Origin of the sequence: Actinomyces sp. oral taxon 897, assembly GCF_002999235.1 — a bacterium.
Classification (GTDB): Bacteria; Actinomycetota; Actinomycetes; order Actinomycetales; family Actinomycetaceae; genus Actinomyces.
In genome coordinates this window covers 88841-113598 of record NZ_CP027236.1, presented here as the reverse complement: position 1 = coordinate 113598, position 24758 = coordinate 88841, and the positions used below count along the sequence as shown (strand labels likewise).

The following is a 24758-nucleotide window of genomic DNA, read 5'->3' as shown; positions in this document are numbered from 1 at the left end:
TTTCCTCTCATGAGCGGGTGGACTGGGCGGGCGGGCGCTGGGCGTGCACGGCACGGTGCACGGCGGCACGCAGGGTCAGGACGGCGGCTCCGCCTGCCAGGGCACCGGCGGCGGCCACCACCCCCGCCTGCGTGAGGCGGGCGGAGCGGGCCCCGGGGCGGCGCTGGAGCGCCCCGGCGACCCCGACGCCGGTCAGGAGCACGGAGGTGACCGCGTGCCCCAGACGCTGGGGCAGGGACGCGCCACCCAGGACGTCGACCGCACCCAGGGCGGCGGCCGCGAGCGCGGGCGGCAGAAGGGCGACGGCTGGCCCCCTGCCACCTGCCGGGGCCCGGCCGGCACGTCCCTGCCGCGGGCCGCGGGGCGCCCAGTGCGTGCCCGTCGCGGCGACGCCCAGGGCCAGGAGGGCGGGGACCAGGCTCAGGGCCGTCATCTGGGCGGGGGCCAGGTCCAGGTCGTCGTCGAGGTCGTCGGGGTGGGCCAGGCCGGCGCGCACGGCCAGGGCCCCGAGGTTGACGTCCCAGCCGATCCCGTAGGCGCGGGGCACCAGGAGGGGGTCGGCCGGCGAGAAGCTCCGGGCGGCACGGTGGACCAGTCCCCGCGGGCTGAGGGCGGTGGGCACGCCGAGCACGCGGCGTACCGGGGGGCGCTCCCCCGGACGGTCGGCCTGGTCGTCGGCCGCCCTGCTGCCCCTGAGGGCGGCGGCGTAGTCGGCGGCAGGTCCGTAGGCGGCCAGGGCCGTCTGGTACCCCTGGCTGTCCGCGGTCTCACGCAGGGAGGCGTCGAGCTCGGCCAGGTCCTCGGCGAGGGCGGGCGCGGCCGCGCCGAGGTGGGCGCGGACCTGGGCGACGTAGTCGCTCAGCGGGTCCGGTGCCGCCGGGCGGCCTGGTGCCGTGGCGGGCGCCTGGGCCGTCTCCCCGGCCTGCGTGCGGGGCGCCGGCCCCGTGGCGTCCGGGCTCGTGGTACCGCGGGGGTCGTGGCGGTCGCGCGGGGTGGTGCTCATGACTGCGTGTCCTTTCCGGCGGGGTCCCGCAGGACGGCCGCCATGTCCGAGGTCAGGGCCTGCCAGGTGGAGCGCTGGGCGCTCAGGCGCCGGACGCCGTCGGGCGTGAGGCGGTAGTAGCGGCGGGGCGGGCCGGTGGGCGACTCCTGCCAGGTGGTCTCGACGGTCCCCTGCTGACGCAGGCGGGACAGGAGCGGGTAGACGGTGCCCTGGGGCGCGGCGAGGGTGGGGCGGGCCGCGAGCTGCTCGACGAGGGCGCCCCCGTAGGCGCCGGTGGGCTCGGAACGGGCGATGAGTGCCAGGACGGCGAGCTCGAGCGCGCCCTTGCGGAGCTGTGACTCCTGAGGACGTGCCATGTCCGACCTCCTTCCTTGTGACACCAACTAGTATGCACTACATGGTACCTGGCGTCAACAGAGACGTGGTCCGTGCGCCCGCACCAGTGAGACAATCACCCCAGCCCGGCCACACCGGGAGGTAGAACCTGCGGGTAGACCCTGGCCCACCCGGGTCCGCCCGCTGACCAATCGCATAATCCTTGCCCACAACCATCTGCAGACAGGAGCCCCCCATGCCAGGGCAGAACCTGACCCGCGTCGAGGCGGCAGAGCGTGCCGCCCTCGTGCGCACCGGGTCCTACGACGTCACCTTGGACCTCACCAGTGGTGAGGACACCTTCCGCTCCACCACGACCGCCCGCTTCTCCGCCACGCCGGGAGCCTCCACCTTCATTGACCTCATTGCCCCGGCCGTCCACGAGATCACCCTCAACGGCCGCCGCCTGGACCCCGCCCAGGTCTACGCCGACTCGCGCATCGCGCTGACGGGCCTGGAGCAGGACAACGAGCTCACCGTCGTGGCCGACTGCGCCTACATGCACACCGGCGAGGGCCTCCACCGCTTCACCGACCCCGCTGACGGCGCCACCTACCTCTACACCCAGTTCGAGGTCCCCGACTCCCGCCGTGTCTACGCCGTCTTCGAGCAGCCCGACCTCAAGGCCTCCTTCACCTTCACGGTCACCACCCCCCAGGAGTGGACCGTCCTGTCCAACTCCCCCACGCCCGAGCCCACCCCGGCCGCCGAGGGGGCCCACACCTTCGCCTTCGCCCCCACCGAGCGGCTCAGCTCCTACGTCACCGCCGTCGTGGCCGGCCCCTACACGGGCGTCACCAGCGAGTACCGGGCCGACGACGGCCGCGTGGTGCCCCTGGGCGTCTACTGCCGCGCCTCCCTGGCCGAGTACCTGGACGCCGAGGAGATCCTGGAGATGACCCGCAAGGGCCTGGCCTACTACGAGGAGCTCTTCGGCACCCCCTACGCCTTCGCCAAGTACGACCAGATCTTCGTGCCGGAGTTCAACGCGGGCGCCATGGAGAACGCCGGGTGCGTGACCCACCGCGACGACTACGTCTTCCGCTCCCGGCCCGTCCAGGCGCGTGTGGAGAGGCGGGCCGTGACCGTCCTGCACGAGCTGGCCCACATGTGGTTCGGCGACCTGGTGACCATGAGGTGGTGGAACGACCTGTGGCTCAATGAGTCCTTCGCCGAGTACACCTCCACCCTCGCCGTGGCCGAGACCACCCGCTTCACCGACGCCTGGACCACCTTCCAGACCATTGAGAAGGCCTGGGCCTACAACCAGGACCAGCTCTCCTCCACCCACCCGGTGGCCGCCGAGATCAACGACCTGCACGACGTGGAGGTCAACTTCGACGGCATCACCTACGCCAAGGGGGCCGCCGTGCTGGCCGCCCTGGTGGGCTACGTGGGCCGGGACAACTTCTTCGCCGGGATCAAGCGCTACCTGGCCGCCCACGCCTACGCCAACGCCACCCTGACCGACCTGCTGGCCGAGCTGGAGGCCACCAGCGGGCGCGACCTGGGCGCCTGGACCAGGCTGTGGCTGCAGGAGGCCGGGGTGACCACCCTGCGTCCCGAGGTGGTCACCGACGACCAGGGGGTCATCACCTCCTTCGCCGTCCTCCAGGAGATCCCCGCCGGCTCCCCCGCCACGCTGCGCCCCCACCGCCTGGCCATCGGCTCCTACAGCCTCCGGGAGGCCGACGGCGCCACCTCCCTGGTGCGCACCGGGCGCGTGGAGCTGGACGTGGACGGGGAGCGCACGCCGGTGCCCGAGCTCGTGGGCACCCGGCGGGCCGACGTCATCGTGCTCAACGAGGACGACCTCACCTACGCCAAGGTCCGCCTGGACGAGGCCTCCCTGGCCACCGGCCTGGAGCGGGTGGACGCCTTCACCGAGTCCCTGCCCCGCTCCATCGTCCTGGCCGCCGCCTGGGACATGGTGCGCGACGCCGAGGCCTCGGCCCAGGACTACCTGGACGCCGCCCTGTCGGCCCTGCGGGTGGAGGAGCACTCCTCGGTGGTCCAGGGGCTCCTGGCCCGGGTCTCGACCTGCCTGGGGCTCTACCTGCCCGCCCAGGTGCGTCCCACCGCCCGCGCCGAGGCCGCCCGCAAGGTCCTGCACCTGGCCCGCACGGCCGCCGCCGGCAGCGACAAGCAGCTCCAGCTGGTGCGGGCCGCGGCCGCCCACGCCTCCACCACCGAGCAGGTCGACGCCGTCGAGGCCCTCCTGACCGGCGGGGAGACCCTGGTGGGCCTGACCATTGACCAGGACCTGCGCTGGGAGCTCCTGACCGGCCTGGTGGCCTCGGGGCGCTACGGCGAGGAGCAGATCGCCGTCGAGGAGGCACGCGACGTGACCACCACCGGCCGTGAGCGCGCCGCCCAGGCTCGGGCCACCGTCCCGACCGAGCAGGCCAAGGAGGCCACCTGGACGGCCCTGGTGGAGGACGCGGACATGCCCAACGAGACCCAGGTCAAGGTCCTGCGCGGCCTGGCCACCGTGGAGGGCGACCCGGCCCTCCTGGTGCCCTTCCTGGGACGCTACCCGCAGATCGTGGACGGCATCTGGTCCTCCCGGACCTTCCACATGGCGGAGAACCTGCTGTCGGGGCTGTGGCCGCTGGCGGCGGTGGGCCAGGAGGGCGCGGAGGCGGAGGCGGCCACGGGCCTGCTGGAGGACTGGCTGGCCTCCCACGCCGGCGCCCCCGCGGCCCTGCGTCGCATTGTGACGGAGAACCTGGACGACACCCGCCGGGTGGCCGCCGCCCAGGCGGCCTCCGTGCCGCGCACCATCCTCTGAGGTATCCCCGCCCTGTTCCCGGGGGCGGACGTGCGCGGGGCCGGATCAGCGGATCCGGCCCCGCGCACGTGCTCAAGGCCCTTGGCGGGCAGGCCCCGAGGCTCTTGGGACCGACGGTGGACGCAGGCCCTTACGGGACCGAGGTCAGGCCCTGCGAGCAGCCTCGGCGTTCTTGCCGGTGCGCTCAGCGGCCTGGGCCTGGGCGGTGGTGAAGGCGTCCACGTCGTCCTCCTCACGCCCGGGGGTCCTGAAGTCGAACCTGACAATGAGGAACCGGAAGAGGAAGTAGTAGATGACGGCGTAGACCAGGCCGATAACCGCCAGCAGGACAGGGCCGTTGAGGACGCCGCCGGAGAGCTCGGCGGACTTGCCGAAGTTGAGCACGTAGTCGATCGCGCCGGCCGAGAAGGAGAATCCGTCCTTGATGCCCAGCTCGTTGACCACCGCCAGCGAGGTGCCGGTGAGCACCGCGTGGACGGCGTAGAGCGGGAAGGCCACGTAGGCGAAGGCGTACTCCAGGGGCTCGGTGACGCCGGTGAGGAAGGCGGTCAGGGCCACGGAGACCATGAGGGCCCCGGTGGCCTTGCGCTTGGAGGACCTGGCGGTGTGCCAGATGGCCAGGGCCGCGGCCGGCAGGGCGAACATCATAATGGGGAAGAAGCCGGTCATAAAGCTGCCGGTCCAGGCGTTGGTGCCGTCCACGCCGTTGAAGAAGCAGGTCAGGTCGCCGTGCATGGCCTCACCCTTGGCGTTGGTGCAGTTGCCGAGCTGGAACCACGGCACGGAGTTGAGCAGGTGGTGCAGACCGAGGGGGATGAGCAGGCGGTTAATGGTGCCGAAGACGAGGACGGCCAGGGCGCCGGCGGCGCCGCCCTCGGTACCCGCGCGCATGAGCCAGCCGCCGAGCTGCTCGTTAATGAGCCAGTTAAAGGCCGGGTAGACGGCGCCCAGCACCAGGGCCACGACAATGGCGGCCAGTGAGGTGACGATCGGGACGAAGCGGCGCCCGCCGAAGAAGGCCAGCCAGTCAGGCAGCTTGATACGGTAGTACCTCTGCCACAGCAGGGCGGCCACGACACCGATAATGATACCGGCCAGCACCCCGTAGTTAATGACCGGGTCATCGCCCTCCTTGGGGGCGGCGCCCCAGTAGGGGGCCAGGGCGCCGAGCACGCCCTTGAGCACCAGGTAGCCGAACAGGCCCGCCACACCGGTGGATCCGTCCGACTTCCTGGCGAAGCCGATGGCCACGCCCACGGCGAAGATGAGGGGCAGGTTGTCGAAGACCGCGCCACCGGCGGCGGCCAGGACCTTGGCCACGGGCTCCAGCCAGGGCAGCGGGGAGGACAGGCCGTCCTTGCCGAGCATGTCGTCCTGCCCCAGGCGCAGGAGGAGGCCTGCGGCGGGCAGGGTCGCGATCGGCAGCATCAACGAGCGACCGAGCCGCTGGGCGACCGCGAAGACGCCGCCCTTTTTCCTTGTTGTCACGTTGTTCTCCGTTCGGGACGGCGCGGCACCTGCGCCACGCCAGTGGGAACCGCCCTCGGGGACGGCGGGCCCGGACCGCTCGACGTCGAACATGTCTGGACCACCGCTTCCAGCAAAGCCGATCTCGCTGTACATGTCAAGCGGCCCTGCACCTTAACGACCAAATAGCGACAAGACCAATCATTGATAACATGACATATCTCACTTTTTTGCCCTCCTCTGCGCCCTCCGGTAGACCACCTGGTCCGCTGCCGGGCCCCGGAGGGCGGGTCAGCGGAACCCGGCTCCGGGGCACGGGGCCGCCGGCACCGGGGCCCGGGAACCAGGAGCCGCCTATCTGGGCTGGTCAGAGCCGGTCAGGACCGGTCCCGCGGAGGGACGGCGGTGCTCGCACCAGCCGTACCGCCCCGGCTGCTCGCAGTCGGGCACAGTGGTACGGACCAGACTGGGTCCGTGCCCACGCCCCGGTCCTCTCCGGTACGGTGGTACGGACCAGACGCCGCCTGGTCGGCCCGGCCCCACCCGTCCCGACACCCTCCCCGCCCGCCGGGAGGACAATGGTGATGATGCCCAGACGCCCCACCTCCAAGTACCTACGAGTCCGCGAGTACCTCCTCGGCCTGATCGCCCAGGGCCTGGAGCCCGGCGCCCCGCTGCCCTCCGAGCGCGAGCTGTGCGAGACCTTCTCCGTCTCCCGCATGACGGTGCGCCAGGCCATTGACACCCTCATTGTCGACGGCGTCCTGGAGCGCCACCAGGGCAGGGGCACCTTCGTGGCGCCCCCCAAGCTGGACCTCCAGCCCCGCCTGACCTCCTTCAGCGAGGAGATGCGCCGCCGCGGCATGACGCCCGGCGTCGTCGTCCTGACCATGGAGACGGCCCCCGCCCCGCCGGTGGTCGCCCAGGCCCTGGAGGCCGAGCCCGCCGCCCCCACCCACCACCTGCGCCGCCTGCTGACGGCGGACTCCATCCCCATGGCCATCGAGGAGAACTGGATCCCGGCCCACCTGCTGCCCGCGCTCCTGGAGCCCGGCCCGCCCGCCTCGGTGTACTCCAGCCTGACGGCGGCGGGGTTCGACCCCCAGTGGGGCGAGGACGTCATCGCGGGCCACGTGGTCACCCGCGAGGAGGCCACCCTGTTGGGCGTGACCGTCGGGGCGCCCGCCCTGGACATCACCCGGCGCACCTTCCACGAGCACCACGTCGTGGACTACTCCCGCTCCCTGTACCGTGCCGACCGGTACACCCTGTGGGTCCCGGTGTCGGCCCCCCAGCCCACAGGTCGCACCACCCGCCCCAGAACCGCACCAGACACCAGGAGCGCCTCATGATCAACCTCGATCGACTGGTCGCCGCGCTGGGAGGCGCGGAGAACATCGACACCATCGAACCGTGCATCACCCGGCTGCGCACGGAGGTCCACGACCCCGGTGCCGTGGACCGCGCCGCCCTGCGGGGCACCGGCGCCCACGGGGTCACCGCCGCGGGGCACGTGGTCCAGGTCGTCGTGGGCCCCAACGCGGACACCATCGCCTCGGACCTGGCGGACCTCATCTGGGGCGAGGAGACCCCGGCGCCCTGAGGGGGAAGCCCCCGGCGCCCTGCGGGGCACCGACGCCCTGAGGCCCCGGCAGGTGCGCACGCACCGTGACCACGCTAGGATGTGGACTGGTATGGACCACTGTCGGGCGAGGACGCCCGGCTCCCGGTCCCAGCCGGCACTGACGCAACCCAGACGCTAAGGAGACTTCCATGTCCCAGGCACAGAGCATCGTCGACGCCCTCGGCGGGTTCGACAACATTATCGAGATCGAGCCCTGTATCACCCGGCTCCGCTGCGAGCTGGAGGACGTCTCCCTCGTGGACGACCAGGCACTCAAGGCCGCCGGCGCCCACGGCGTCGTGCGCGTGGGCGACGCCGTCCAGGTCGTCGTCGGCCCCAACGCGGACACGATCGCGGAGGACATCGAGGACCTCCGATGAGCCTGGTCGTCCGCGCGCCCCTGCCCGGCCGGGTGCTGGCCGTCGAGGACGTCCCGGACCCGGTCTTCTCCGCCAAGATCGTCGGGCCCGGCCTGGCCCTGGACCCGAGGACGGGCGGGCCCGGCCAGGTCACGGCCGTGTCCCCCATCGACGGCACGGTCGCCAAGGTCCACCCGCACGCCTTCGTGGTCACCAGCCCCCGGGGGCGCGGTGTCCTGGTCCACCTGGGCCTGGACACGGTGTCCCTGGCCGGGGAGGGCTTCACCGTCCACACCGCGGAGGGCGCCACGGTGTCCGTCGGCGACCCCATGGTCACCTGGGACCCGGACGCGGTCCAGGCCAGGGGCCTGGACCCGGTGGTCCCCGTCATCCTCCTGGAGGCCGAGGAGACCACGCTGGGGCTCACCGCACCCGGCACGCAGGTCGCCGCCGGGGACGCCCTGGTGACCTGGGACTGACCTTAGGGAGTCGGGGCGGGGATCCCCGGGTGGGGATCCCCGCCCCGACTCCCTGTTGCGGACCGGGCCCGGTAGCCGGCGCCGTGGCCCCTACACCGGGGGCACCGGCAGGTCCCGGCCCCACCGGGGCCCGCGCCCCAGCTCCTGGCGCACCGCGGACAGCAGGCTGGACAGGCGTGCGTTACCGGGCAGGTCCTCCACCAGGACCACCTCGCCGCTGCCGTCCGCCAGGGGCATCCTCCAGTTGGGGTACTCCTGGTCCGTGCCCGGCAGGTTCTGGGCACGCCTCTCCCCGACGCCGTCGACCAGGGCGATCCCCACCAGGACCGAGGGTGTGCGCAGGACGTAGCGGTAGAGGGCCTCGACGACCTGCCGCTCGCTGGGCCGCTCCCCCAGCAGGCCGTGCTCGCGCAGGCGGGCCATCATCCGGTCGCGCTCGATACGCGAGTCGGTACGGACCTCGTCAATGTCCTGGGTCAGCAGGCCCAGGCGCTCACGCAGGGTGACGTGCTCGTCGGCCAGGTAGCCCGCCGTCGGGGGCAGGTCGTGGGTGTTGACCGTGGACAGGGCCAGGCGGCGGTAGGCCTCCGGCTGGGTGGGCCAGCCGTCGCCCTGCTTCTCGAACCACAGCACCGAGGTGCCCAGGATGCCCCGGCTGGTCAGGTAGTCCCGGGCCCAGGGCTCGACCGTGCCCAGGTCCTCGCCGATAATGACGGCCCCCGCCCGGTAGGCCTCCAGCAGGAGGACCCCCACCATGGCCTCGTGGTCGTAGCGGACGTAGGCGCCCTGGCCGGCACCCATGCCGTTGGGGATCCACCACAGGCGGAACAGGCCCATAATGTGGTCCATCCGCAGGGCGCCTGCGTGGCGCAGGACGGTGCGCACCATGTCCCGCAGGGGGGCGTAGGCGCTGCGGGCCAGGTAGGTGGGGCTCCACGGCGGCTGGGACCAGTTCTGCCCCTTCTGGCTGTACATGTCCGGGGGCGCGCCCACGGTCACCCCCGGGGCGAACGCCTGGGGGTCGGCCCACACGTCCGCCCCGCGGGGGTGGGTGCCCACGGCGAGGTCGTCCATGACGCCCAGGGCCATCCCCGAGGCCACGGCCTGGCGCTGGGCCCGCCCCAGCTGCTCGTCCACCACCCACTGGAGCCAGGCGTAGAAGTCGATCCGCTCGCTTAAGGTGCGGGCCTCCATGGCCACGTAGGCGCTGCTGGCGTCCCGCAGCGTGGCGGGCCACTGGCGCATGTCCCCGTACTTCTCGCTCAGCGCGCACCACAGGGCGAAGCGCTCCAGGCCGGGCCCCTGCTCGGCGCGGAAGCGATCAAAGTCGCGTTGCCGGGACCGGGAACGTCCTGTGGCAAATATCACCTCCAGGGCCTCGCGCTTGGCCTTCCAGCTGGCGTCGCGGTCAATGGGGTCGGCGCCGTGGTTGGCGGCGCGCGCCTCCTCCGCCCCCCAGCTCACCAGCGAGCGCTGCGGGCCGGGGAGCTCGGCGACCTCGAGGATCTGCTCGGGACGGATGTAGAGGGGGTTGACGAAGCGGCGCGTCACCGGCAGGTAGGGCGAGGGCGTCATGTGCCCGGTGGGCTCGGCCGCGTGGAGGGGGTTGATGAGGAGGAAGTCGGCCCCCTCGTCCCCCAGGAAGCTGAGCAGCTCGGTGAGGTCGGCGGCGTCCCCCACCCCCCAGGACCCCCGCGAGCGCACCGAGTACAGCTGGGCCATGACACCCCACCCCCGCTCCCCCAGGCTGAGGGGGAGATCCAGGTGGTCCGGGGTGACGACCAGGGGGCAGGAGGCCGTGTGGGGGCCGAGCCCCCGGCCGGTGTCGACCTCGGCGACAATGCGGTGCCACCCCAGGGGCAGGTCCTTGGGCAGGACGAAGGAGGCCTGGCTGGTCAGGACACCGTCCACCTCCCGGGCGGGGGCGGGGGTCCAGTCCTCGGCCTGGGCCAGGCGCCTGACCCCGCCGTCCTCCAGGTCCACCTTGGCCCGTACCACGGCGCCGTCGGGCACGTGGACCACCAGGACGTGGGAGGCGCCCCCGCGTACCACGACGCTGGGGGGCAGCACACGCCGCCAGGGGGCCAGCTCGACATCCTTCAGGGAGGTGGCGATCTCCTCCTGCGTGGAGGCCCGCACCCCCATGGCGGCCAGCACGGCCTCCAGGGTCTCCTGGGAGGGGGCGGCGTAGTGCCCCTGGTAGTCCCAGTACTCGGTGGAGACGCCGTGGGCCTCGGCCAGGCGACGCAGGGCCTCGTTGGCCTCGTGCCGCACGGGGCCGGCGTCGGGCACGACGGTCTGCGTCATGTCCATGGTCACAGGGCGGCGATCTCAGCCGCGAGGGCGTCGGCAGTCGGGCCGACGACGACCTGGACGACACGCTCGGAGCGCACCACGCCGAAGGCGCCCGTGGCGCGCAGCGCCTCCTCGTCCACCTTCTCCTGGTCCTTGACCTCCACCCGCAGGCGGGTGATGCAGGGCTCCAGGTCCGTGATGTTGTCAGCCCCACCCAGACCTGTGACGATATCCGCTGCGGTACTCATGGCGTTCCTCTCCGAGCTCTTCAGACCAGTGTGCGAGATCACTCTATCACAGAGGGTTACGTCCCTACACCTCAGGGCGCCGCCGGGAGCGTGTTCGCGGCCCGCGATTCGTCACAGTGTGGCGCAGGTTGCACATTTTCGGCTCCGACCATGCACAATGGGTCCTAACCCACACCCGCCGCGGCCACAGGAGCATCGCATGGCATTGTCAGACGCAACCCCCACCTCCTTGACCGGGATCGGCGTGAGCCCGGGCCTCGTCGCGGGCCCCGTCGCACGCATGGCACCCGGAATCATCGAGCCCGAGATCGCCACCCTGGAACCCAGCAAGGACCTGGAGGAGGAGTGCGACCGCGTCGCCGCGGCCGCCCAGAGGGTCAAGAAGAACCTGGAGCTCTCAGCGGCCCAGGCCAAGGGAGAGGGGCGGACCCTCCTGGAGACGACGGCGCAGATGGCCGCCGACCCCACCCTGACCTCCTCCGCCCAGGCCATGATCCGCGAGCGCCGCCTGGTGCCCGAGCGCGCCGTCTGGGAGGCCGCCGGCACCCTGGCCGCCATGCTGAAGTCCCTGGGGGGCTACATGGCCGAGCGCACCCGCGACGTAGCGGACGTGCGCGACCGCATTGTGGCGGTCCTCACCGACGCCCCCATGCCCGGTATCCCGGTGCTCCCTGAGCCCTTCGTCCTGGTGGCCGAGGACCTGGCCCCGGCCGACACCGCCCTGCTGGACCCGGAGAAGGTTGTCGCCTTTATCACCTCCGAGGGCGGCCCCACCTCCCACACCGCCATCCTGGCCCGCGCCCTGGGCATGCCCGCGATCGTGGGCACCGGCTCGGAGGTGACCGACCAGCTCCACGACGGCGACATCGTCCTGGTGGACGGCACCAAGGGCCAGATCACGGTCAGCCCCAGCGAGGAGGCCCTGCGCCGGGCCAAGGAGCTGGCCAGCCGCGTGCGGGTCTTCCGCGGTGACGGCGCCACCAAGGACGGCCGCGAGGTCCAGCTGCTCGCCAACGTGGGCGACGCCGCCGGGGCCCGCTCCGCCGCCGCGGCCGGGGCCATGGGCGTGGGCCTGTTCCGCACCGAGTTCTGCTTCCTGGACCAGCCCGAGGAGCCCACCATCGAGGCCCAGATCGAGGCCTACAAGGGCGTCCTGGAGGCCTTCCCGGGCAAGAAGGTGGTGGTCCGCACCCTGGACGCCGGCGCGGACAAGCCCCTGCCCTTCCTCACCGACGCCACCGAGGCCAACCCCGCCCTGGGCGTGCGCGCCTACCGCACCACCCGCCGCGACCCCGAGGTCCTGGAGCACCAGCTCCAGGCCCTGGCCAAGGCGGAGGCCGTCACCGACGCCAAGGTGTGGGTCATGGCCCCCATGATCTCCACCAAGGACGAGGCCAAGGCCTTCACCGACCAGGCCCGCGCCCACGGGCTCAAGATCGCCGGCATGATGATCGAGGTCCCCTCGGCCGCCCTCATGGCGGACAAGCTCTTCGAGCACGCGGACTTCGCCTCCATCGGCACCAACGACCTGACCCAGTACGTCATGGCCGCCGACCGCCTGCTGTCCTCCCTGGCGGACCTGTCCACCGGGTGGCAGCCGGCCGTCCTGCGCCTGATCAAGACCGCCTGTGACGGCGCCGCCGTGCACGGGCGCCCGGTGGGCGTCTGCGGTGAGGCGGCGGCCGACCCGGCCCTCGCCGTCGTCCTGGTGGGTCTGGGCGTGGCCAGCCTGTCCATGACCGCCCGCGCCCTGCCCGACGTGGACGCCGTCCTGAAGTCCGTGACCTTCGAGGACTGCCAGCGCCTGGCGGGGCTGGCCACGAGCGCCGGCACCGCCGAGGAGGCGCGCAACACCGTCCGCGCCGAGCTGCCGATCCTGGAGGAGCTCGCCCTGTGACCACGTCCTACCCCGTCCCCTTCGCCAGCGAGGAGCCCCTGGGCTCGGTGACCCGGGTGCTCGCCCTGGCGGAGGGCGACGGGGTAGACGTCTTCGTGGGGCGGAGCCTGCCCCAGCTCTCCGGACGTGTCTACGGCGGGCAGGTCATGGCCCAGGGGCTCCTGGCGGCGGCGGCGACCCTCCCGCGTGAGGCGGGGGCCGGCGACGCCGCCTCCCCGGCCCCCGGGGCGGGGCCGCACCCCGCCGACGACCTGGCGACCGCGGCTCCGGCCCCCGGGGCGGGGCCGCACCCGGGCGTCCCGAGCGGGCCGGGCGCCCGGCCGGAGGCGGCCCGGGCCGGGGCCCGGCTGCCGGTGCGCGAGCCGCACTCGCTGCACGCCTACTTCCTGCGCGGCGGCAGGCTCAAGGAGCCGATCGAGTTCCACGTGGAACGGCTCCACGACGGACGCTCCTTCTCCCAGCGCCGTACCACCGCCGTCCAGGACGGTGAGGTCCTGCTGGCCATGATCTCCTCCTACCAGCTTCCCCAGGAGGGCGAGGACGTCCAGATCCCGCCCCCGGTGGTGCCCCCGCCCGAGGACCTGCCCAGCGCCATCGAGATCTTCCGCTCCGTCAACCACCCGGCGGCCAGGTTCCTGGGGCGCACCGCGGCCTTTGACGTACGCCACGTGCAGGGCGGTATCTACCTGCGTCCGGACGCGGTGCGGCGGGACCGCCAGCAGCTGTGGCTGCGCGCCCGCGGGAAGGTACCCGACAGTGCCACGCAGACGGTCCACCGGGCGCTGCTGACCTACGTCTGCGACCAGGTCATGCTGGAGCCGGCCCTGCGCAGCCGGGGGCTGTCCTGGCGCACCCGGGGCATGAGCCTGGCGACCCTGGACCACGCCCAGTGGTTCCACCGGGACGTGGACACCAACGACTGGCTGCTGGTGGTCCAGGACTCCCCCACCTCCCAGGGGGGCCGGGCCATGGGCCGCGCCCGGGTCTACGACCGCGCCGGGCGCCTGCTGTCCACCATCGGCCAGGAGGGCATGGTCCGGGTGCCCGGCGCCGGGCAGGACGTCGGGGGTCGCTGGCAGGTCAGGGTCGACGCCCAGGACCCCCAGGACGCCCAGGCAGGGTGACGCGCCCAACGGAACTGCTTGCGGTTAGGTCTCGTCTAGTAGTCACATTGGCGTTACGATGTAACCGTCCTGAAATCACGGTAGGTCCCCTGGGACCCTGCCCCGAGAGGTCTGTGCGCCCGGTAGACCCCGGTCCGCACCCTCCGCCAGGGGGGAGGGACCGCCACCCACGATTTGCCTGGAGAGTCCCCTTATGTCCTGCCCAACCTTGACGCGAGCCCTGTCCGTGCTCGCGCTCGCCGCGGCCGTGGTCGTCCCGACCTCGGCGCTGACGCCGGCGGCGAGCGCCGCCGACCCCGAACCCGCGGACTCCACTTCCTGCACCCCCACCACCGAGGTCCCCACCTCCGTCACCGTCTTCAAGGACGACAAGCCGGTGTCCGAGGAGAACAAGGTCACCGCCTGGAACCGGGTCAAGCTGCAGTACACCTACAACCTGTCCAGCGGCCACTGCGAGGGCCAGGAGTACAAGATCAAGGCGCCTGAGAGCCTCCACTTCGACCTGGGAACCACCTGGAACCTCAGGGAGAAGAAGCCGGAAGGCACCGCCGCGCAGGACAGCTCGGCCAACGAGGGAAGCTCGACCGCGCAGGACCGCTCGGTCTCCGATGACACCAAGCCGGTCTCCGATGACGCCAGCAAGCCGGTCGTGGCCACTATGACCTACGACAAGAACGACGGCGGCTACCTGTCCGTCAAGCTGTCTGACTACGTCAAGGGCAAGGAGAAGGTCGAGATCTCGGGCTGGGTGGAGGCCACCATTGACGCCTCCATTACGCCCAACACCACCGAGACCCTGAAGTTCAGCGCCAACGGCGAGCCCATTAACGCCCCGGTCCCGGTCGGCGAGTGCGGGCCCGACTGCGAGGGCCTTCCCACGGCCATGGGCAAGTTCGGCTGGGCCCTCGCCCCCGGGGAGGACGGCACCCGCCCGGGCAGCGTCGTCGTCCAGACCCCCGGCCTGACCCCCGAGATGGCTGGCAGCGAGACCTCCAAGACCTTCAACTGGACGGACAAGACCACCAGCCCCGACCAGGCCTTTGACTGCGACAAGGCCAGCAAGGAAGGGCTCCTGTCCTGGTCCTACGAGGGCCGGACCAAGTGGGGCGACCCCAAGTACGACACCGCCAAGGCGGCCACCGCCACGGTCACCAGCTGCAGCGAGACCGAGGTCTCCGGGTCCGTGACCGTCCCCGCGGGCCAGTTCGCCCGCGTCTACGTCCCCATGAAGTTCTCCGGCCCCGGCAGCTGGACGGACTCGGCCACGCTGTCCCTGGGTGACAAGACCTTCCACGCCGAGGCGACCGTGAGCACCCGCAACGGTGGCGGTGAGGGCTTCGGCGTCCTGCCCGCCCAGGTCGAGAACCCTCCCGCCGTGGCTCCCGCCCTGCCCCCCGAGCAGGTCCAGCCCCCGGCTGAGAAGAACCCCGCGGCCCCCGCCGCCCCGGCTCCTGAGCAGCCCGCCGCCGAGCAGCCCGCGGCCCCCGCCGCCGAGCAGCCTGCTGCCGAGCAGCCCGCGGCCCCCGCCGCCGAGCAGCCTGCCGCACCGGCCACCAAGCCTGCTTCTGGCCTGGCCAAGACCGGTGCCACCCTGGTGCCCGCGGTCATTGCGGTCGTGGCGCTGCTGGGTGGGGGCGCGTTCCTCATCGCCCGCCGGGTCCGCGGCAACCGCTGACCACCGGCTCCCAACGTGGGTGGGGCGGGGACCGTGAGGTCCCCGCCCCACCCTTGTGCGTACTTTCGCCTGCGCGCGGGCTCCGGGGCCGGGAGAGCGTAGCGGGCTACGCTGCGGAGCTGAGTGGGGGCCGCGCGGGCTCCGGGGCCGGGGGCGCGACACGGTAAACGGAGACGCCCCTGGCTGGTGGGGCCGTGGTGGGAGACTGCCACCATGAGCGCACCCGTGGACGTCCTGCTGGTCGAGGACGAGGTGGACCTCGCCGCCGTCACCCGCGACTACCTGGAGGCCTTCGGCCTGCACGTGCTCAGCTGCCCTGACGCGGAGTCCGCCCTGCGCCACCTGCGCCCCCAGGCGCCCGGCGTCGCCCTGCTCGACGTCAACCTGCCCGGTATGAGCGGTTTCGAGCTGTGCCAGCACCTGCGGGACAGGCAGGTACCGGTTATCTTCGTCTCGGCCCGCGGCACCGACGTGGACCAGGTACACGGCCTGTCCCTGGGGGCCGACGACTTCGTCACCAAGCCCTTCTCCCTGGCCGTCCTCCTGGCCAAGGTCCGCCGGGCCCTGGAACGTGGCGGCGCCACCGGCCCCACCGGCCGGGGAGCCCCCACCGGCTGGGTGAGGGCGGACTTTGACGACGGACGCCTGCGGGTGGAGCTGTCCACCGGCCGCACCTACCTGGCGGGGCACGAGCTGCACCTGACCACGCTGGAGGACCGGATCCTGGCCCACCTGGTGTCCAGGCGCGGCACGGTGTGCACCAAGGAGGAGATTATCCGCTCGGTGTGGGGTGACGAGTTCACTACCCCGGGCACCCTGACGGTGCACGTACGCCGTCTGAGGGCCCGGATTGAGAAGACACCCGAGTCCCCCACCTACATCCACACGGTGTGGGGGCGCGGCTACCTGTTCGAGGCCCGCTAGTGCGCCGCCTGTCCGTCCCCGTGGCCCTGCTGGTGGCCGTCCTGGTCACGGGGACGTGCACCCTGGCCCTGCTCGGCACCCGCCAGGCCCCCGGTGCGGACACCGCCAGGATCAACGACGTCGTCCAGCGCCTGGCAGCCGCCTGGCCCCACCCTGAGGCAGCTGGACTGGACGGCATGGCCGACGCACTAAGGGTGGTGGACGCCGCAGGAGCCCCGGTGCCCCTCGGCCCCGGGGCCGCGCCGGTGGGGTACAGCGGGTTCGGGGTCATGCAGTGGACGGGCGAGCACCGTCCGCTGACCAGCCCCGTGGTCGTGGACGGGCGTACCGTGGCCTGGGTCTGGCTCGACGACGGGTACACCACCGCCGTGGCCGCCCACCAGCGTGCCCTGGCCCGGGCGGGCACGGCCACCCTGGTCCTGACCCTGGTCCTGGTCCTGGCCCTGGTGGGCTGGCTGGGCGTCCGGGTACTCCTCCCCTTTAAGCGTCTGGAGCGCTTTGCCGCGCGGGTGGCGGGAGGGGACCTGTCCGCCCCGCTGGAGATGGACCGGGCCAACGCCTTCGGGGCCTGGACGCAGAGCTTTGACCTGCTGCGCACCGAGCTGGCCGCCTCACGCCAGCGCGAGGCGGACGCGCAGGCCTCCAAGGAGGCCCTCATCGCCCAGATCGGCCACGACCTGCGCACGCCCGTGGCCACGATCTGCGCCACCGCCGAGCTCCTCCAGCTCACCGAGGACTCCCCTGCCCGTGAGCGCCTGGAGGTGGTCCGCTCCAAGGGCCACCAGGTGGACGCCCTGATCAGTGACCTGTTCCGGGCCCACTCCAGCCAGGTGGACGCCCTGAGCGTGAGCCCTGCGGACCTGAGCAGCCGCGAGGTGGTCGCCCTGGTGCGCCAGGCCGACCACCGTCAGCTCGTGGAGGCCACCGACCTGCCCCAGGTGCTGGTACGCGCCGACCGCCTGCGCCTGGCGCAGGTCATTGACAATGTCGTGCAGAACTCCTACAAGTACGCGGGCACGCCCATCCGCCTGACCGGCGGCCTCGAGACGGACTGCCTGCGCCTGGTCCTGACCGACGCCGGCCCCGGCGTCGCCCCCGACGAGACCAGCCTGATCTTTGCCCGGGGGCAGCGTGGCCGGGGTGCCGTGGGCGTCCCCGGCCAGGGGCTCGGCCTGTTCACCTGCGCCCAGCTCATGGAGCGCATGGGCGGGCACATTGAGGCGAGCCTGCCTGACACAGGTGGCCTGGCGATAACGCTCTACCTGCCGCTGGCCTGACCCGGTGGCTACCGGGGGCCAGCTGGCGTCCTACAGCGGCGCACCCCCGGGCCTGCACGCCGCCAGCGCACCAGGGGCCTGGTCCCCTGGACCCGCTCGAGCTGCTGACGGCGCTGGCGCCAGCCGCCGATCGCAGGCAAAACGTAGGGCTTTCGTAAGGACTTACCCGTGGTGCCTCCCATAGCGTCGACCCCGTTACGAGAGGAGCACCTGTGCCACCGACACCACAAGAGGACCCTGACAGTGCCGTTATCACCACCGACAAGCTCTCCAAGAGCTTCTCGGTGGGCGGGGCCCAGCAGCACGTGCTGCGCAATCTGGACCTGGAGATCACCGCGGGCTCCTTCACCGTGGTCATGGGCCCCTCGGGCGCGGGCAAGTCCACGCTCCTGTACGCCCTGTCCGGGCTGGACCGTCCTACCCTGGGCACGGTGAGGCTGGACGGTACGGATTTGACCGCCCTGGGCGAGGACGCCCTGGCCCGCTTCCGCCGCGGCCACTGCGGCTTCGTGTTCCAGCAAGCGCACCTGCTGGACTCCCTGACCGTCCTGGAGAACCTCCTGGTCGTGGGCCTGCTGGTCAGCCGGGACCGCGGGGCCCTGGCTGACAGGGCCCGCTCGCTGCTGGAGCGCGTCAACCTGCCTGAGAGAGACTGGACCAAGGTACCCACCATGCTCTCGGGCGGGGAGGCGCAGCGCGTGGCCATCGCCCGGGCCCTGATGAACCGGCCCGCCGTGGTCTTCGCCGACGAGCCCACCGGCCAGCTGGGCTCCGAGCAGTCCGCCGCCGTCCTGGACCTGCTCAGCGACGTGCACGCAGATGGTCAGACCATTGTCATGGTCACCCACGACGTACGCTCCGCCGCCCGCGCCGAGCGTGTCCTCTACCTGCGTGACGGCCACGTCTCCCACGAGTGCTCCCTGTCCGGCAGGACCGAGCGTACCCAGGCTCTCACCTCCTTCCTGACCGAGATGGGGTGGTGAGGGTGCTGAGGTCTCTGACGGCACGCCCCTGGCCGCTGCTGGTCCGCCGCACCCTCCGCAAGCACCCGGGCCTGGTGGGGGCCATGACGGTCCTGTCCCTCGTCTCCGGGCTGCTCATGAACGTCGGGCTGGTCATGATGACCCAGCACAGCGCGTACCTGGAGCACAAGGCGGATGAGTGGAACTCCCCCGACGACGCCACCCTCATACCGCAGGGTGAGCAGGCCGACGCCGTCACAGCCGCCCTGCGCTCAGAGCCGCGTGTGCGCGAGGTAGAAACCAGCTCCATGGTGGGCGTGCTGGGCTCGATCCCCTACGCCGGCTCGACCCTGCCGTCCAGGTTCCTCTTCTACGACATTGACTCCACCCCGCAGATGGGGCGGTGGGACGTCGTCTCCCAGCTCACCGACCCCGTGGAGGACCCCGTCTGGGTGCCCGCCACGTTCCAGGCCTCCGGCGGCTATAAGCTCGGTGACGCGCTGGTGCTCACCTCCCCCGCGGGTGAGCGCACCTTCCACATCCAGGGGTTCACGGAGTCCACCTACGGGGGGATGCCTGCGATCGGCCTGCTGTGGCTGGGGGTACCCGGTAGCAGCTACCGGCAGCTGGAGTCCCAGGCGCGTGAGCACGTGGCCGGCCTGCAAGCCGCCGCCGACGGTGAGGCCGCCAGCGCACGACAGCTGAACCGGGCACCCGGCTGGGTGCCGTTCACACTCATCAAGGTACGGACCGACGCCGCCGGGGACGACACGGTCGTCAGCGACGTCCTCACGCACCTGGACGTGACCGCAACCTGGGACATGACCCGGACGACCGTGTCCATGGCCAACCAGATATCAGTGAGCCTGACGTCCGTGGTCATCCTGCTCTTCTCCTCCATGATCACGGTCATGGCGCTGCTCATACTGACCTCTATGCTACGCAGCGCCGTCCGCGAGGACCTGGCGACGGTGGGCGCGCTACGGGCCACGGGGTTCACCACGGGCGGGGTCGTGCGCCCCATGGTGCTCTGCCTGACGCTGGTCGCCGCTGCGGGCGGGGTGGTCGGAGCCGCCCTGGGCTACGCCGTCCTGCCCTACCTGTCCTCGCTCCTGCGCGCCCAGGCCGGGATCACCTGGAGAGCACGGTTCGACCTCGGACTGCTCCTGGTGTGCACGGCCGTGCTGGGCCTCCTGGTCTGGGTGGGCGGGGCCCTGGCCGCACGGCGCGCCAGCCGCATGAGCGTGGTGGAGGCGCTGCGCGGCGGCCAGGCCGACCACTCCTTCGCCCGCGCCCGTCTGCCCCTGGAGCGCGTGCACGGGCCACTGGTCGTACTGCTCGGCCTCAAGAAGGTGCTGGCAGCACCGGGGCGCGCGCTACTCATCCTGGTGGTGACCGGTGCCTGCACCACGGCCTCGGTCTTCTCCGCCTCGGGTCTGGGGACGCTCGCGGACCGGGACAACGCCCTGTCACTGCTCCTGGGCGGCGTCTTCCCGGACGTCACCGTCACGACGCAGTCGCCGGGCGACCTGGACCAGGTCATGGCCCAAATCCGGCAGACCGACGGCGTAGCCAGCGCGCTGCCCTACTCCCAGCACTCCGAGAGGGTCAACGGCACGGGTATCCTCCTCATTGCCGTGGACCGGGTGGAGGATCTTCCTGTCAACCCCGTCTACGAGGGACGGCCCGCCCGTCACGCCAACGAGGTCGTCCTGGGCCCAGGCCTGCAGCGCCCTGGGGTCCGGGTCGGTGGTACCTGGACCATGACCCACGGCGGCACCAAGAAGGAGTTCCTGGTCACGGGCCTGGCCAGCGGTGTGGTCAACGGTGGGAGCTTTGCGATCCTGACCCGTCAGGCCTACCAGGAGCTCGTGCCCGACGCGCAGCTGAACGACGTCGGCGTCTTCACGGCCCCGGGCACCAGCTCCGAGGCGGTGACCAGGACGCTGCAGAATGAGCTGGGCCCCACCGTCCAGGTACTCAACATACGCGACGCCATGGCGGTTCAGTTGGAGAGCTACACCTCCGTGGTCCCGCTTCTGTCACGCACCCTCATGGTGTTCACCGGCCTCGTGGTGGTCCTGGTGGTGGCGCTCATGACCACCTCCCTGGTGGCCCGGTCCCGCCGCACCTCAGGTCTGCTCAAGGCCCTGGGCATGACCTCGCGGCAGGCGGCGGCCCAGGTGCGCTGGACCATACTCCCGCCCCTGGTCCTGGGTACCGTGCTGGGCTGCGTCGTGGGCGGGGTGCTGGTCATGCCACTGCTGGAGGTCATGCTCAGCGGGGTCGGGATCAGGAAGATCACGGTAGGGATCCCGTTGTGGCCCACCCTGGCCGTAGGGGCCGTGGTGCTGCTCACCGCCGTGGCGGCGACCGTGGCCGCCACCCGCCCCGTCAGGAAGGTCACCGCCTACTGCCTGCTCACGGAGTAGCGGCGGCTCGCCCCTTACCTCCCGTCAGGGTGGCGCCCCGATCCTCTGGGGGCGCCACCCTGACGGGTGGTGAGAGGCCGACTACCGGCAAGCGGACGAGCAGTATGCCCGCCCTCAGGGCGCCCGCCGTGCGACAGGCGCCTGCGCCCTGGCCCCTGCCGGGGCAAGGACCGTCAGGGCGTCACCGGGGAGTCGTCAGCATCACGCGGGAACACCGCGTCGAGGAACTTCTGCTCATTGAAGTCCGCGTACTCCAGGCTCCCCCCGATACGTTCCAGGGCGCGACCAAGATAGATCAGGCGCGTATCGCTCTGGAGGAGCCGGGACGGCCTGTCAACCGTCTGGTCCTCGTCGACATAGAAGAACACGTTCAGCTCGATCTGCTCGTCGTCGACAGGCGCCTCGACGACGATCTGGGATCCACGAGGCGCGACCCTCGCCGCGGAGTACACCATGTCCCGGAGCGCCATTATGAACATGGCCGCTGGGAGCTCCCCGACGAGTTTTGTCAGCTCAGTCAGGTTAGGCAGGTCGCCCTCAAGGTCCAGGCCCGCGTAAGCCGCCTCCGAACGGCACAGCGCCCCCACGGCCCGCCTGACCGTCATCCTCCTGGCGCCGAGCAGCGTCCTGTCGTTGACCGTCGCGACGTGCCCCATGTACCACCTGGCCTCCAGGATCAGGTCAACAGACCTGTCAGCCAGGTCATTAAGGTCGTCCGACGCGCCCATGACCCGCATCCACCCTGCCAGCTGCCCCAGGAGCTCCCCGGCACGGTCGCAGATCCTCTTGCTGTTCCGCGCCTGGATCATGGCCTCACGGTGGTACCTTCCCCGGTCGGTCCTGGCGGCGGCGAGGCGTAGCTGCTGCCTGCGCGTCCAGGGCCTGGTAGGACGTGCGCCCTGGTCCTGCTGCGTCCGGGGCCTCATGAGCGGCCCCTCGGCGTACGCGCCACGCAACGGCTGGGCCCAGGCCGGGTCAGCGCCCCGGAGGGCGGGCCGCCTGGTGGAGGTGCGGCTGCTTGATCTGCTGGTCGAGCTGCCACGCCAGCGGGCGGGCCGCCTGGCGGGGGTGAGGCAGGTCCACGGTAGGTGAGACGGGTGGGCATGGGGACTCCTTTCAACGGTTGTGTCCCGACCTACCTATCTTCCCCGATCTGCGGCCATTGCGCTCTTCACATTTGTTATAGTTTGGCATCAATATGGGCACGGCTTGGGTCCGCGGCTATGAGTCATGACCTGTCGATCGGAGGCGCCTATTCGGCAGCACTGGGACACCACCCAGCATGATCAAAACCTTACGCCCATAGCTGTACTTTGGCTAAAAGCATAGGCGACGCATGACGTATGCGAAGGCCAGGAGACCACCCGTCTGTCACCGCGGCGGGTGGCCGCCCCGGCAGGGGCGGGGCGACCGGCGCCCGACTCTGGCCCACCCGCGTAAGAGCGCGGGCAGGGCCAGGTGCAGGCATCCCCGCCACCGGTCCCCGGCTACGGCCTGCGGCCGTCCAGGGCCGCTCGCGGCTTCACTCGGCTCAATCGACGTGTGCTCGGCTCCGCCTCCAACACGCTCAATCGCCTCGGAAGTTCGAGCAAGCTCGGCTTCACTCGGCTCAATCGACGTGTGTTCAGCCTGCGGCCTCCAACACGCTCAATCGCCTCGGAAGCCCGAGCAAGCTCGGCTTCACTCGGCTCAATCGGCGCGTGTTCGGCTCCGCCTCCAACACGCTCAATCGCCTCAGCCAAGACCGCGAGCGGCCTTGGCCTTCGGCTCAATCGCGTGTGCTCGGCCCCGCCTCCAACACGCTCAATCGCCTCGGAAGCTCGAGCAAGCTCGGCTTCACTCGGCTCAATCGCGTGTGAGCTTGCGGTAGGTGACGCGGTGGGGGCGGGCGGCCTCGGCGCCCAGGCGCTTGACCTTGTTCTCCTCGTAGGAGGCGAAGTTGCCCTCGAACCAGTACCAGCTGGCCGGGTTCTCCTCCGTGCCCTCCCAGGCCAGGATGTGGGTGGCCACGCGGTCCAGGAACCAGCGGTCGTGGGTAATGACCACGGCGCAGCCGGGGAACTCCAGGAGCGCCTTCTCCAGGGAGCCCAGGGTCTCCACGTCCAGGTCGTTGGTGGGCTCGTCCAGGAGGATGAGGTTGCCGCCCTGCTTGAGGGTCAGGGCCAGGTTGAGGCGGTTGCGCTCCCCGCCGGAGAGCACCCCGGCGGGCTTCTGCTGGTCGGCGCCCTTGAAGCCGAAGGAGGCCACGTAGGCGCGTGAGGGCATCTCCACGTTGCCGACCTTAATGTAGTCCAGGCCGTCGGAGACGACCTCCCACAGGGTCTTCCTGGGGTCGATCCCGGCGCGGGTCTGGTCCACGTAGGACAGCTTGACGGTCTGGCCGACCTTGAGGGTGCCGCCGTCGAGCTCCTCCAGGCCCACAATGGTCTTGAACAGGGTGGTCTTACCCACGCCATTGGGGCCGACGACGCCGATAATGCCGTTGCGCGGCAGAGTGAAGGACAAGTCGTCAATAAGGGTGCGCCCGTCAAATCCCTTGCGCAGGTGGCTGGCCTCGAGCACCGTGTTCCCCAGGCGCGGGCCCGGCGGAATCTGGATCTCCTCAAAGTCGAGCTTGCGGGTGCGCTCGGCCTCGGCGGCCATCTCCTCGTAGCGGGCCAGACGGGCCTTGGACTTGGCCTGACGGCCCTTGGCCGAGGAGCGCACCCACTCCAGCTCCTCCTTGAGGCGCTTGGCGAGCTTGGCGTCCTTCTTGCCCTGGACCTCCAGGCGCTTCTCCTTGGTCTCCAGGTAGGTGGAGTAGTTGCCCTCGTAGGGGTAGAGGTGGCCGCGGTCGACCTCGGCGATCCACTGGGCCACGTGGTCCAGGAAGTAGCGGTCGTGGGTGACGGCGATAACGGCGCCCTTGTAGCTGGCCAGGTGCTGCTCCAGCCACAGGACGCTCTCGGCGTCGAGGTGGTTGGTGGGCTCGTCCAGCAGGAGCAGGTCGGGGGCCTGGAGGAGAAGCTTGCACAGGGCGACGCGGCGGCGCTCACCACCGGAGAGGTGCGCCACCTGGGCGTCCGGCGGGGGGCAGCGCAGGGCGTCCATGGCCTGCTCCAGCTGGGAGTCCAGGTCCCAGGCGTTCGCGGCGTCCAGGGCGTCCTGGAGGGTGCCCATCTCGGCCAGGAGGGTGTCGAAGTCTGCGTCGGGCTCGGCCATGAGGGCGGAGATCTCGTTGAAGCGGTCCAGCTTGGACTTGATCACGGCCACGCCCTCCTCGACGTTGCCGAGCACCGTCTTGTCCTCATTAAGGGGTGGCTCCTGGAGGAGGATGCCGACGCTGTAGCCGGGGCTCAGACGGGCCTCGCCGTTGGAGGGCTGGTCAATGCCGGCCATGATCTTGAGGATGGAGGACTTGCCGGCGCCGTTGGGGCCGACCATGCCGATCTTGGCGCCGGGCAGGAAGGCCATGGTGACGTCGTCGAGGATGACCTTGTCGCCGTGGGCCTTGCGCGCCTTGACCATCTGGTAGATGTACTCAGCCACTGCTTCGCCGTGCCTTTCGTGGGGTGAGTGGTGGATGCCTGCGCGGCGAGACCGCCGACGCCGTACCCGGCCGTCCGTCCGGTCTCGCGCGCACCGGGCCCAAGCCTAGGGGAGCGGGCGGGCAATGGCGAAGGACGCGGACGTGAGGCCGTGCACGCGGGCCGCGCCTGTATCGCCGGGTACACAGGCCACCCGCCAGGGGCAGACCACGGTGACAGCTAATTGAGCCGGGCGCTAAACGCGGGCCGCACCTGGGGCCGCGGCTCCGGGACCGTTCCCGCCAGAGGTCCCTTACCGG

19 protein-coding genes are annotated in these 24758 nt (G+C 71.4%); 12 read left to right on the top strand and 7 right to left on the bottom strand.

Translation table 11 applies throughout. The features are described from left to right. Positions 1 to 7: 7 nt before the first annotated feature. Complete coding sequence (locus C3V41_RS00460) at positions 8 to 1003, bottom strand: DUF5808 domain-containing protein (protein WP_106108635.1); 996 nt, start codon at positions 1001 to 1003, stop codon at positions 8 to 10. Continuing rightward, entirely contained in the window at positions 1000 to 1359 is a 360-nt protein-coding gene (locus C3V41_RS00455) for a PadR family transcriptional regulator (RefSeq protein WP_106108634.1), read from the bottom strand. Before C3V41_RS00455 ends, C3V41_RS00460 begins: the two co-directional genes overlap by 4 nt. Positions 1360 to 1574: 215 nt before the next feature. Here C3V41_RS00455 and pepN point away from each other — a divergent pair, with 215 nt between their 5' ends. Then, positions 1575 to 4169 carry an aminopeptidase N gene (gene pepN / locus C3V41_RS00450; protein ID WP_106108633.1) on the top strand — a complete coding sequence of 865 codons (2595 nt, stop codon included), beginning with the start codon at positions 1575 to 1577 and terminating at the stop codon, positions 4167 to 4169. A 144-nt stretch (positions 4170 to 4313) separates the two neighbouring features. Here pepN and C3V41_RS00445 read toward each other — a convergent pair whose 3' ends face one another. Then, positions 4314 to 5597 carry a PTS transporter subunit EIIC gene (locus C3V41_RS00445; RefSeq protein WP_441299730.1) on the bottom strand — a complete coding sequence of 428 codons (1284 nt, stop codon included), beginning with the start codon at positions 5595 to 5597 and terminating at the stop codon, positions 4314 to 4316. 626 nt (positions 5598 to 6223) lie between these two features. Here C3V41_RS00445 and C3V41_RS00440 point away from each other — a divergent pair. From C3V41_RS00440 to C3V41_RS00425, 4 genes are all read left to right on the top strand, one after another. Then, entirely contained in the window at positions 6224 to 6988 is a 765-nt protein-coding gene (locus C3V41_RS00440) for a GntR family transcriptional regulator (protein ID WP_106110560.1), read from the top strand. Continuing rightward, a complete protein-coding gene (locus C3V41_RS00435; protein WP_106108631.1) occupies positions 6985 to 7239 on the top strand; it encodes a glucose PTS transporter subunit EIIB in 255 nt (84 codons plus the stop codon). Before C3V41_RS00440 ends, C3V41_RS00435 begins: the two co-directional genes overlap by 4 nt. A gap of 170 nt (positions 7240 to 7409) precedes the next feature. Further along, positions 7410 to 7640, top strand: a complete 231-nt coding sequence (locus tag C3V41_RS00430) for a glucose PTS transporter subunit EIIB (RefSeq protein ID WP_106108630.1) — start codon at positions 7410 to 7412, stop codon at positions 7638 to 7640. Continuing rightward, positions 7637 to 8098, top strand: coding sequence for a PTS sugar transporter subunit IIA (locus C3V41_RS00425; RefSeq protein WP_106108629.1), 462 nt, complete (start codon positions 7637 to 7639; stop codon positions 8096 to 8098). The genes C3V41_RS00430 and C3V41_RS00425 overlap by 4 nt, the downstream gene beginning before the upstream one ends. A gap of 90 nt (positions 8099 to 8188) precedes the next feature. On the opposite strand, the gene malQ is transcribed toward C3V41_RS00425, so the two are convergent. Together malQ and C3V41_RS00415 are read right to left on the bottom strand one after the other, a co-directional pair. Then, positions 8189 to 10405: a 4-alpha-glucanotransferase gene (malQ, locus tag C3V41_RS00420; RefSeq protein ID WP_106110559.1), complete on the bottom strand. Its 2217-nt coding sequence runs from the start codon at positions 10403 to 10405 to the stop codon at positions 8189 to 8191. Positions 10406 to 10413: 8 nt separating this feature from the next. Next, positions 10414 to 10665 carry a PTS glucose/sucrose transporter subunit IIB gene (locus C3V41_RS00415; RefSeq protein WP_281433045.1) on the bottom strand — a complete coding sequence of 84 codons (252 nt, stop codon included), beginning with the start codon at positions 10663 to 10665 and terminating at the stop codon, positions 10414 to 10416. Positions 10666 to 10840: 175 nt separating this feature from the next. On the opposite strand from C3V41_RS00415, the gene ptsP reads away from it, so the two are divergent. The 7 genes from ptsP (at position 10841) to C3V41_RS00380 (ending at position 20932) form a co-directional block, all read left to right on the top strand. Further along, positions 10841 to 12538, top strand: a complete 1698-nt coding sequence (gene ptsP, locus C3V41_RS00410; RefSeq protein ID WP_106108627.1) for a phosphoenolpyruvate--protein phosphotransferase — start codon at positions 10841 to 10843, stop codon at positions 12536 to 12538. Then, positions 12535 to 13662: an acyl-CoA thioesterase gene (locus tag C3V41_RS00405; RefSeq protein ID WP_106108626.1), complete on the top strand. Its 1128-nt coding sequence runs from the start codon at positions 12535 to 12537 to the stop codon at positions 13660 to 13662. Before ptsP ends, C3V41_RS00405 begins: the two co-directional genes overlap by 4 nt. Positions 13663 to 13855: 193 nt before the next feature. Beyond that, complete coding sequence (locus C3V41_RS13265) at positions 13856 to 15337, top strand: Ig-like domain-containing protein (RefSeq protein WP_174714734.1); 1482 nt, start codon at positions 13856 to 13858, stop codon at positions 15335 to 15337. A gap of 213 nt (positions 15338 to 15550) precedes the next feature. Continuing rightward, positions 15551 to 16261, top strand: coding sequence for a response regulator transcription factor (locus tag C3V41_RS00395; RefSeq protein ID WP_106108625.1), 711 nt, complete (start codon positions 15551 to 15553; stop codon positions 16259 to 16261). After that, a complete protein-coding gene (locus C3V41_RS00390; RefSeq protein ID WP_106108624.1) occupies positions 16261 to 17538 on the top strand; it encodes a HAMP domain-containing sensor histidine kinase in 1278 nt (425 codons plus the stop codon). The genes C3V41_RS00395 and C3V41_RS00390 overlap by 1 nt, the downstream gene beginning before the upstream one ends. A gap of 212 nt (positions 17539 to 17750) precedes the next feature. Continuing rightward, a complete protein-coding gene (locus C3V41_RS00385; protein WP_106108623.1) occupies positions 17751 to 18521 on the top strand; it encodes an ABC transporter ATP-binding protein in 771 nt (256 codons plus the stop codon). After that, positions 18518 to 20932 (top strand): FtsX-like permease family protein, encoded by a 2415-nt coding sequence (locus C3V41_RS00380; RefSeq protein WP_254423624.1) that lies wholly within the window; start codon positions 18518 to 18520, stop codon positions 20930 to 20932. The genes C3V41_RS00385 and C3V41_RS00380 overlap by 4 nt, the downstream gene beginning before the upstream one ends. Before the next feature lie 173 nt (positions 20933 to 21105). Here the strand turns inward: C3V41_RS00380 and C3V41_RS00375 are convergent, their stop codons facing one another. Beyond that, positions 21106 to 21741 (bottom strand): hypothetical protein, encoded by a 636-nt coding sequence (locus C3V41_RS00375; protein WP_129591436.1) that lies wholly within the window; start codon positions 21739 to 21741, stop codon positions 21106 to 21108. A gap of 1036 nt (positions 21742 to 22777) precedes the next feature. Then, the gene (ettA, locus tag C3V41_RS00370; RefSeq protein ID WP_106108621.1) at positions 22778 to 24460 is read right to left on the bottom strand and encodes an energy-dependent translational throttle protein EttA; all 1683 of its coding nucleotides are present in this window, start codon (positions 24458 to 24460) and stop codon (positions 22778 to 22780) included. Positions 24461 to 24758: the final 298 nt, after the last annotated feature.

Coding starts and splice junctions, on each gene's coding strand:
- C3V41_RS00425 (WP_106108629.1), top strand. CDS start 7,637: ATGAGCCTGGTCGTCCGCGCGCCCCTGCCCGGCCGGGTGCTGGCCGTC.
- C3V41_RS00435 (WP_106108631.1), top strand. CDS start 6,985: ATGATCAACCTCGATCGACTGGTCGCCGCGCTGGGAGGCGCGGAGAAC.
- C3V41_RS00460 (WP_106108635.1), bottom strand. CDS start 1,003: ATGAGCACCACCCCGCGCGACCGCCACGACCCCCGCGGTACCACGAGC.
- C3V41_RS00375 (WP_129591436.1), bottom strand. CDS start 21,741: ATGATCCAGGCGCGGAACAGCAAGAGGATCTGCGACCGTGCCGGGGAG.
- C3V41_RS00445 (WP_441299730.1), bottom strand. CDS start 5,597: ATGCTGCCGATCGCGACCCTGCCCGCCGCAGGCCTCCTCCTGCGCCTG.
- ptsP (WP_106108627.1), top strand. CDS start 10,841: ATGGCATTGTCAGACGCAACCCCCACCTCCTTGACCGGGATCGGCGTG.
- C3V41_RS00395 (WP_106108625.1), top strand. CDS start 15,551: ATGAGCGCACCCGTGGACGTCCTGCTGGTCGAGGACGAGGTGGACCTC.
- C3V41_RS00430 (WP_106108630.1), top strand. CDS start 7,410: ATGTCCCAGGCACAGAGCATCGTCGACGCCCTCGGCGGGTTCGACAAC.
- C3V41_RS13265 (WP_174714734.1), top strand. CDS start 13,856: ATGTCCTGCCCAACCTTGACGCGAGCCCTGTCCGTGCTCGCGCTCGCC.
- malQ (WP_106110559.1), bottom strand. CDS start 10,405: ATGACGCAGACCGTCGTGCCCGACGCCGGCCCCGTGCGGCACGAGGCC.
- C3V41_RS00455 (WP_106108634.1), bottom strand. CDS start 1,359: ATGGCACGTCCTCAGGAGTCACAGCTCCGCAAGGGCGCGCTCGAGCTC.
- C3V41_RS00440 (WP_106110560.1), top strand. CDS start 6,224: ATGCCCAGACGCCCCACCTCCAAGTACCTACGAGTCCGCGAGTACCTC.
- pepN (WP_106108633.1), top strand. CDS start 1,575: ATGCCAGGGCAGAACCTGACCCGCGTCGAGGCGGCAGAGCGTGCCGCC.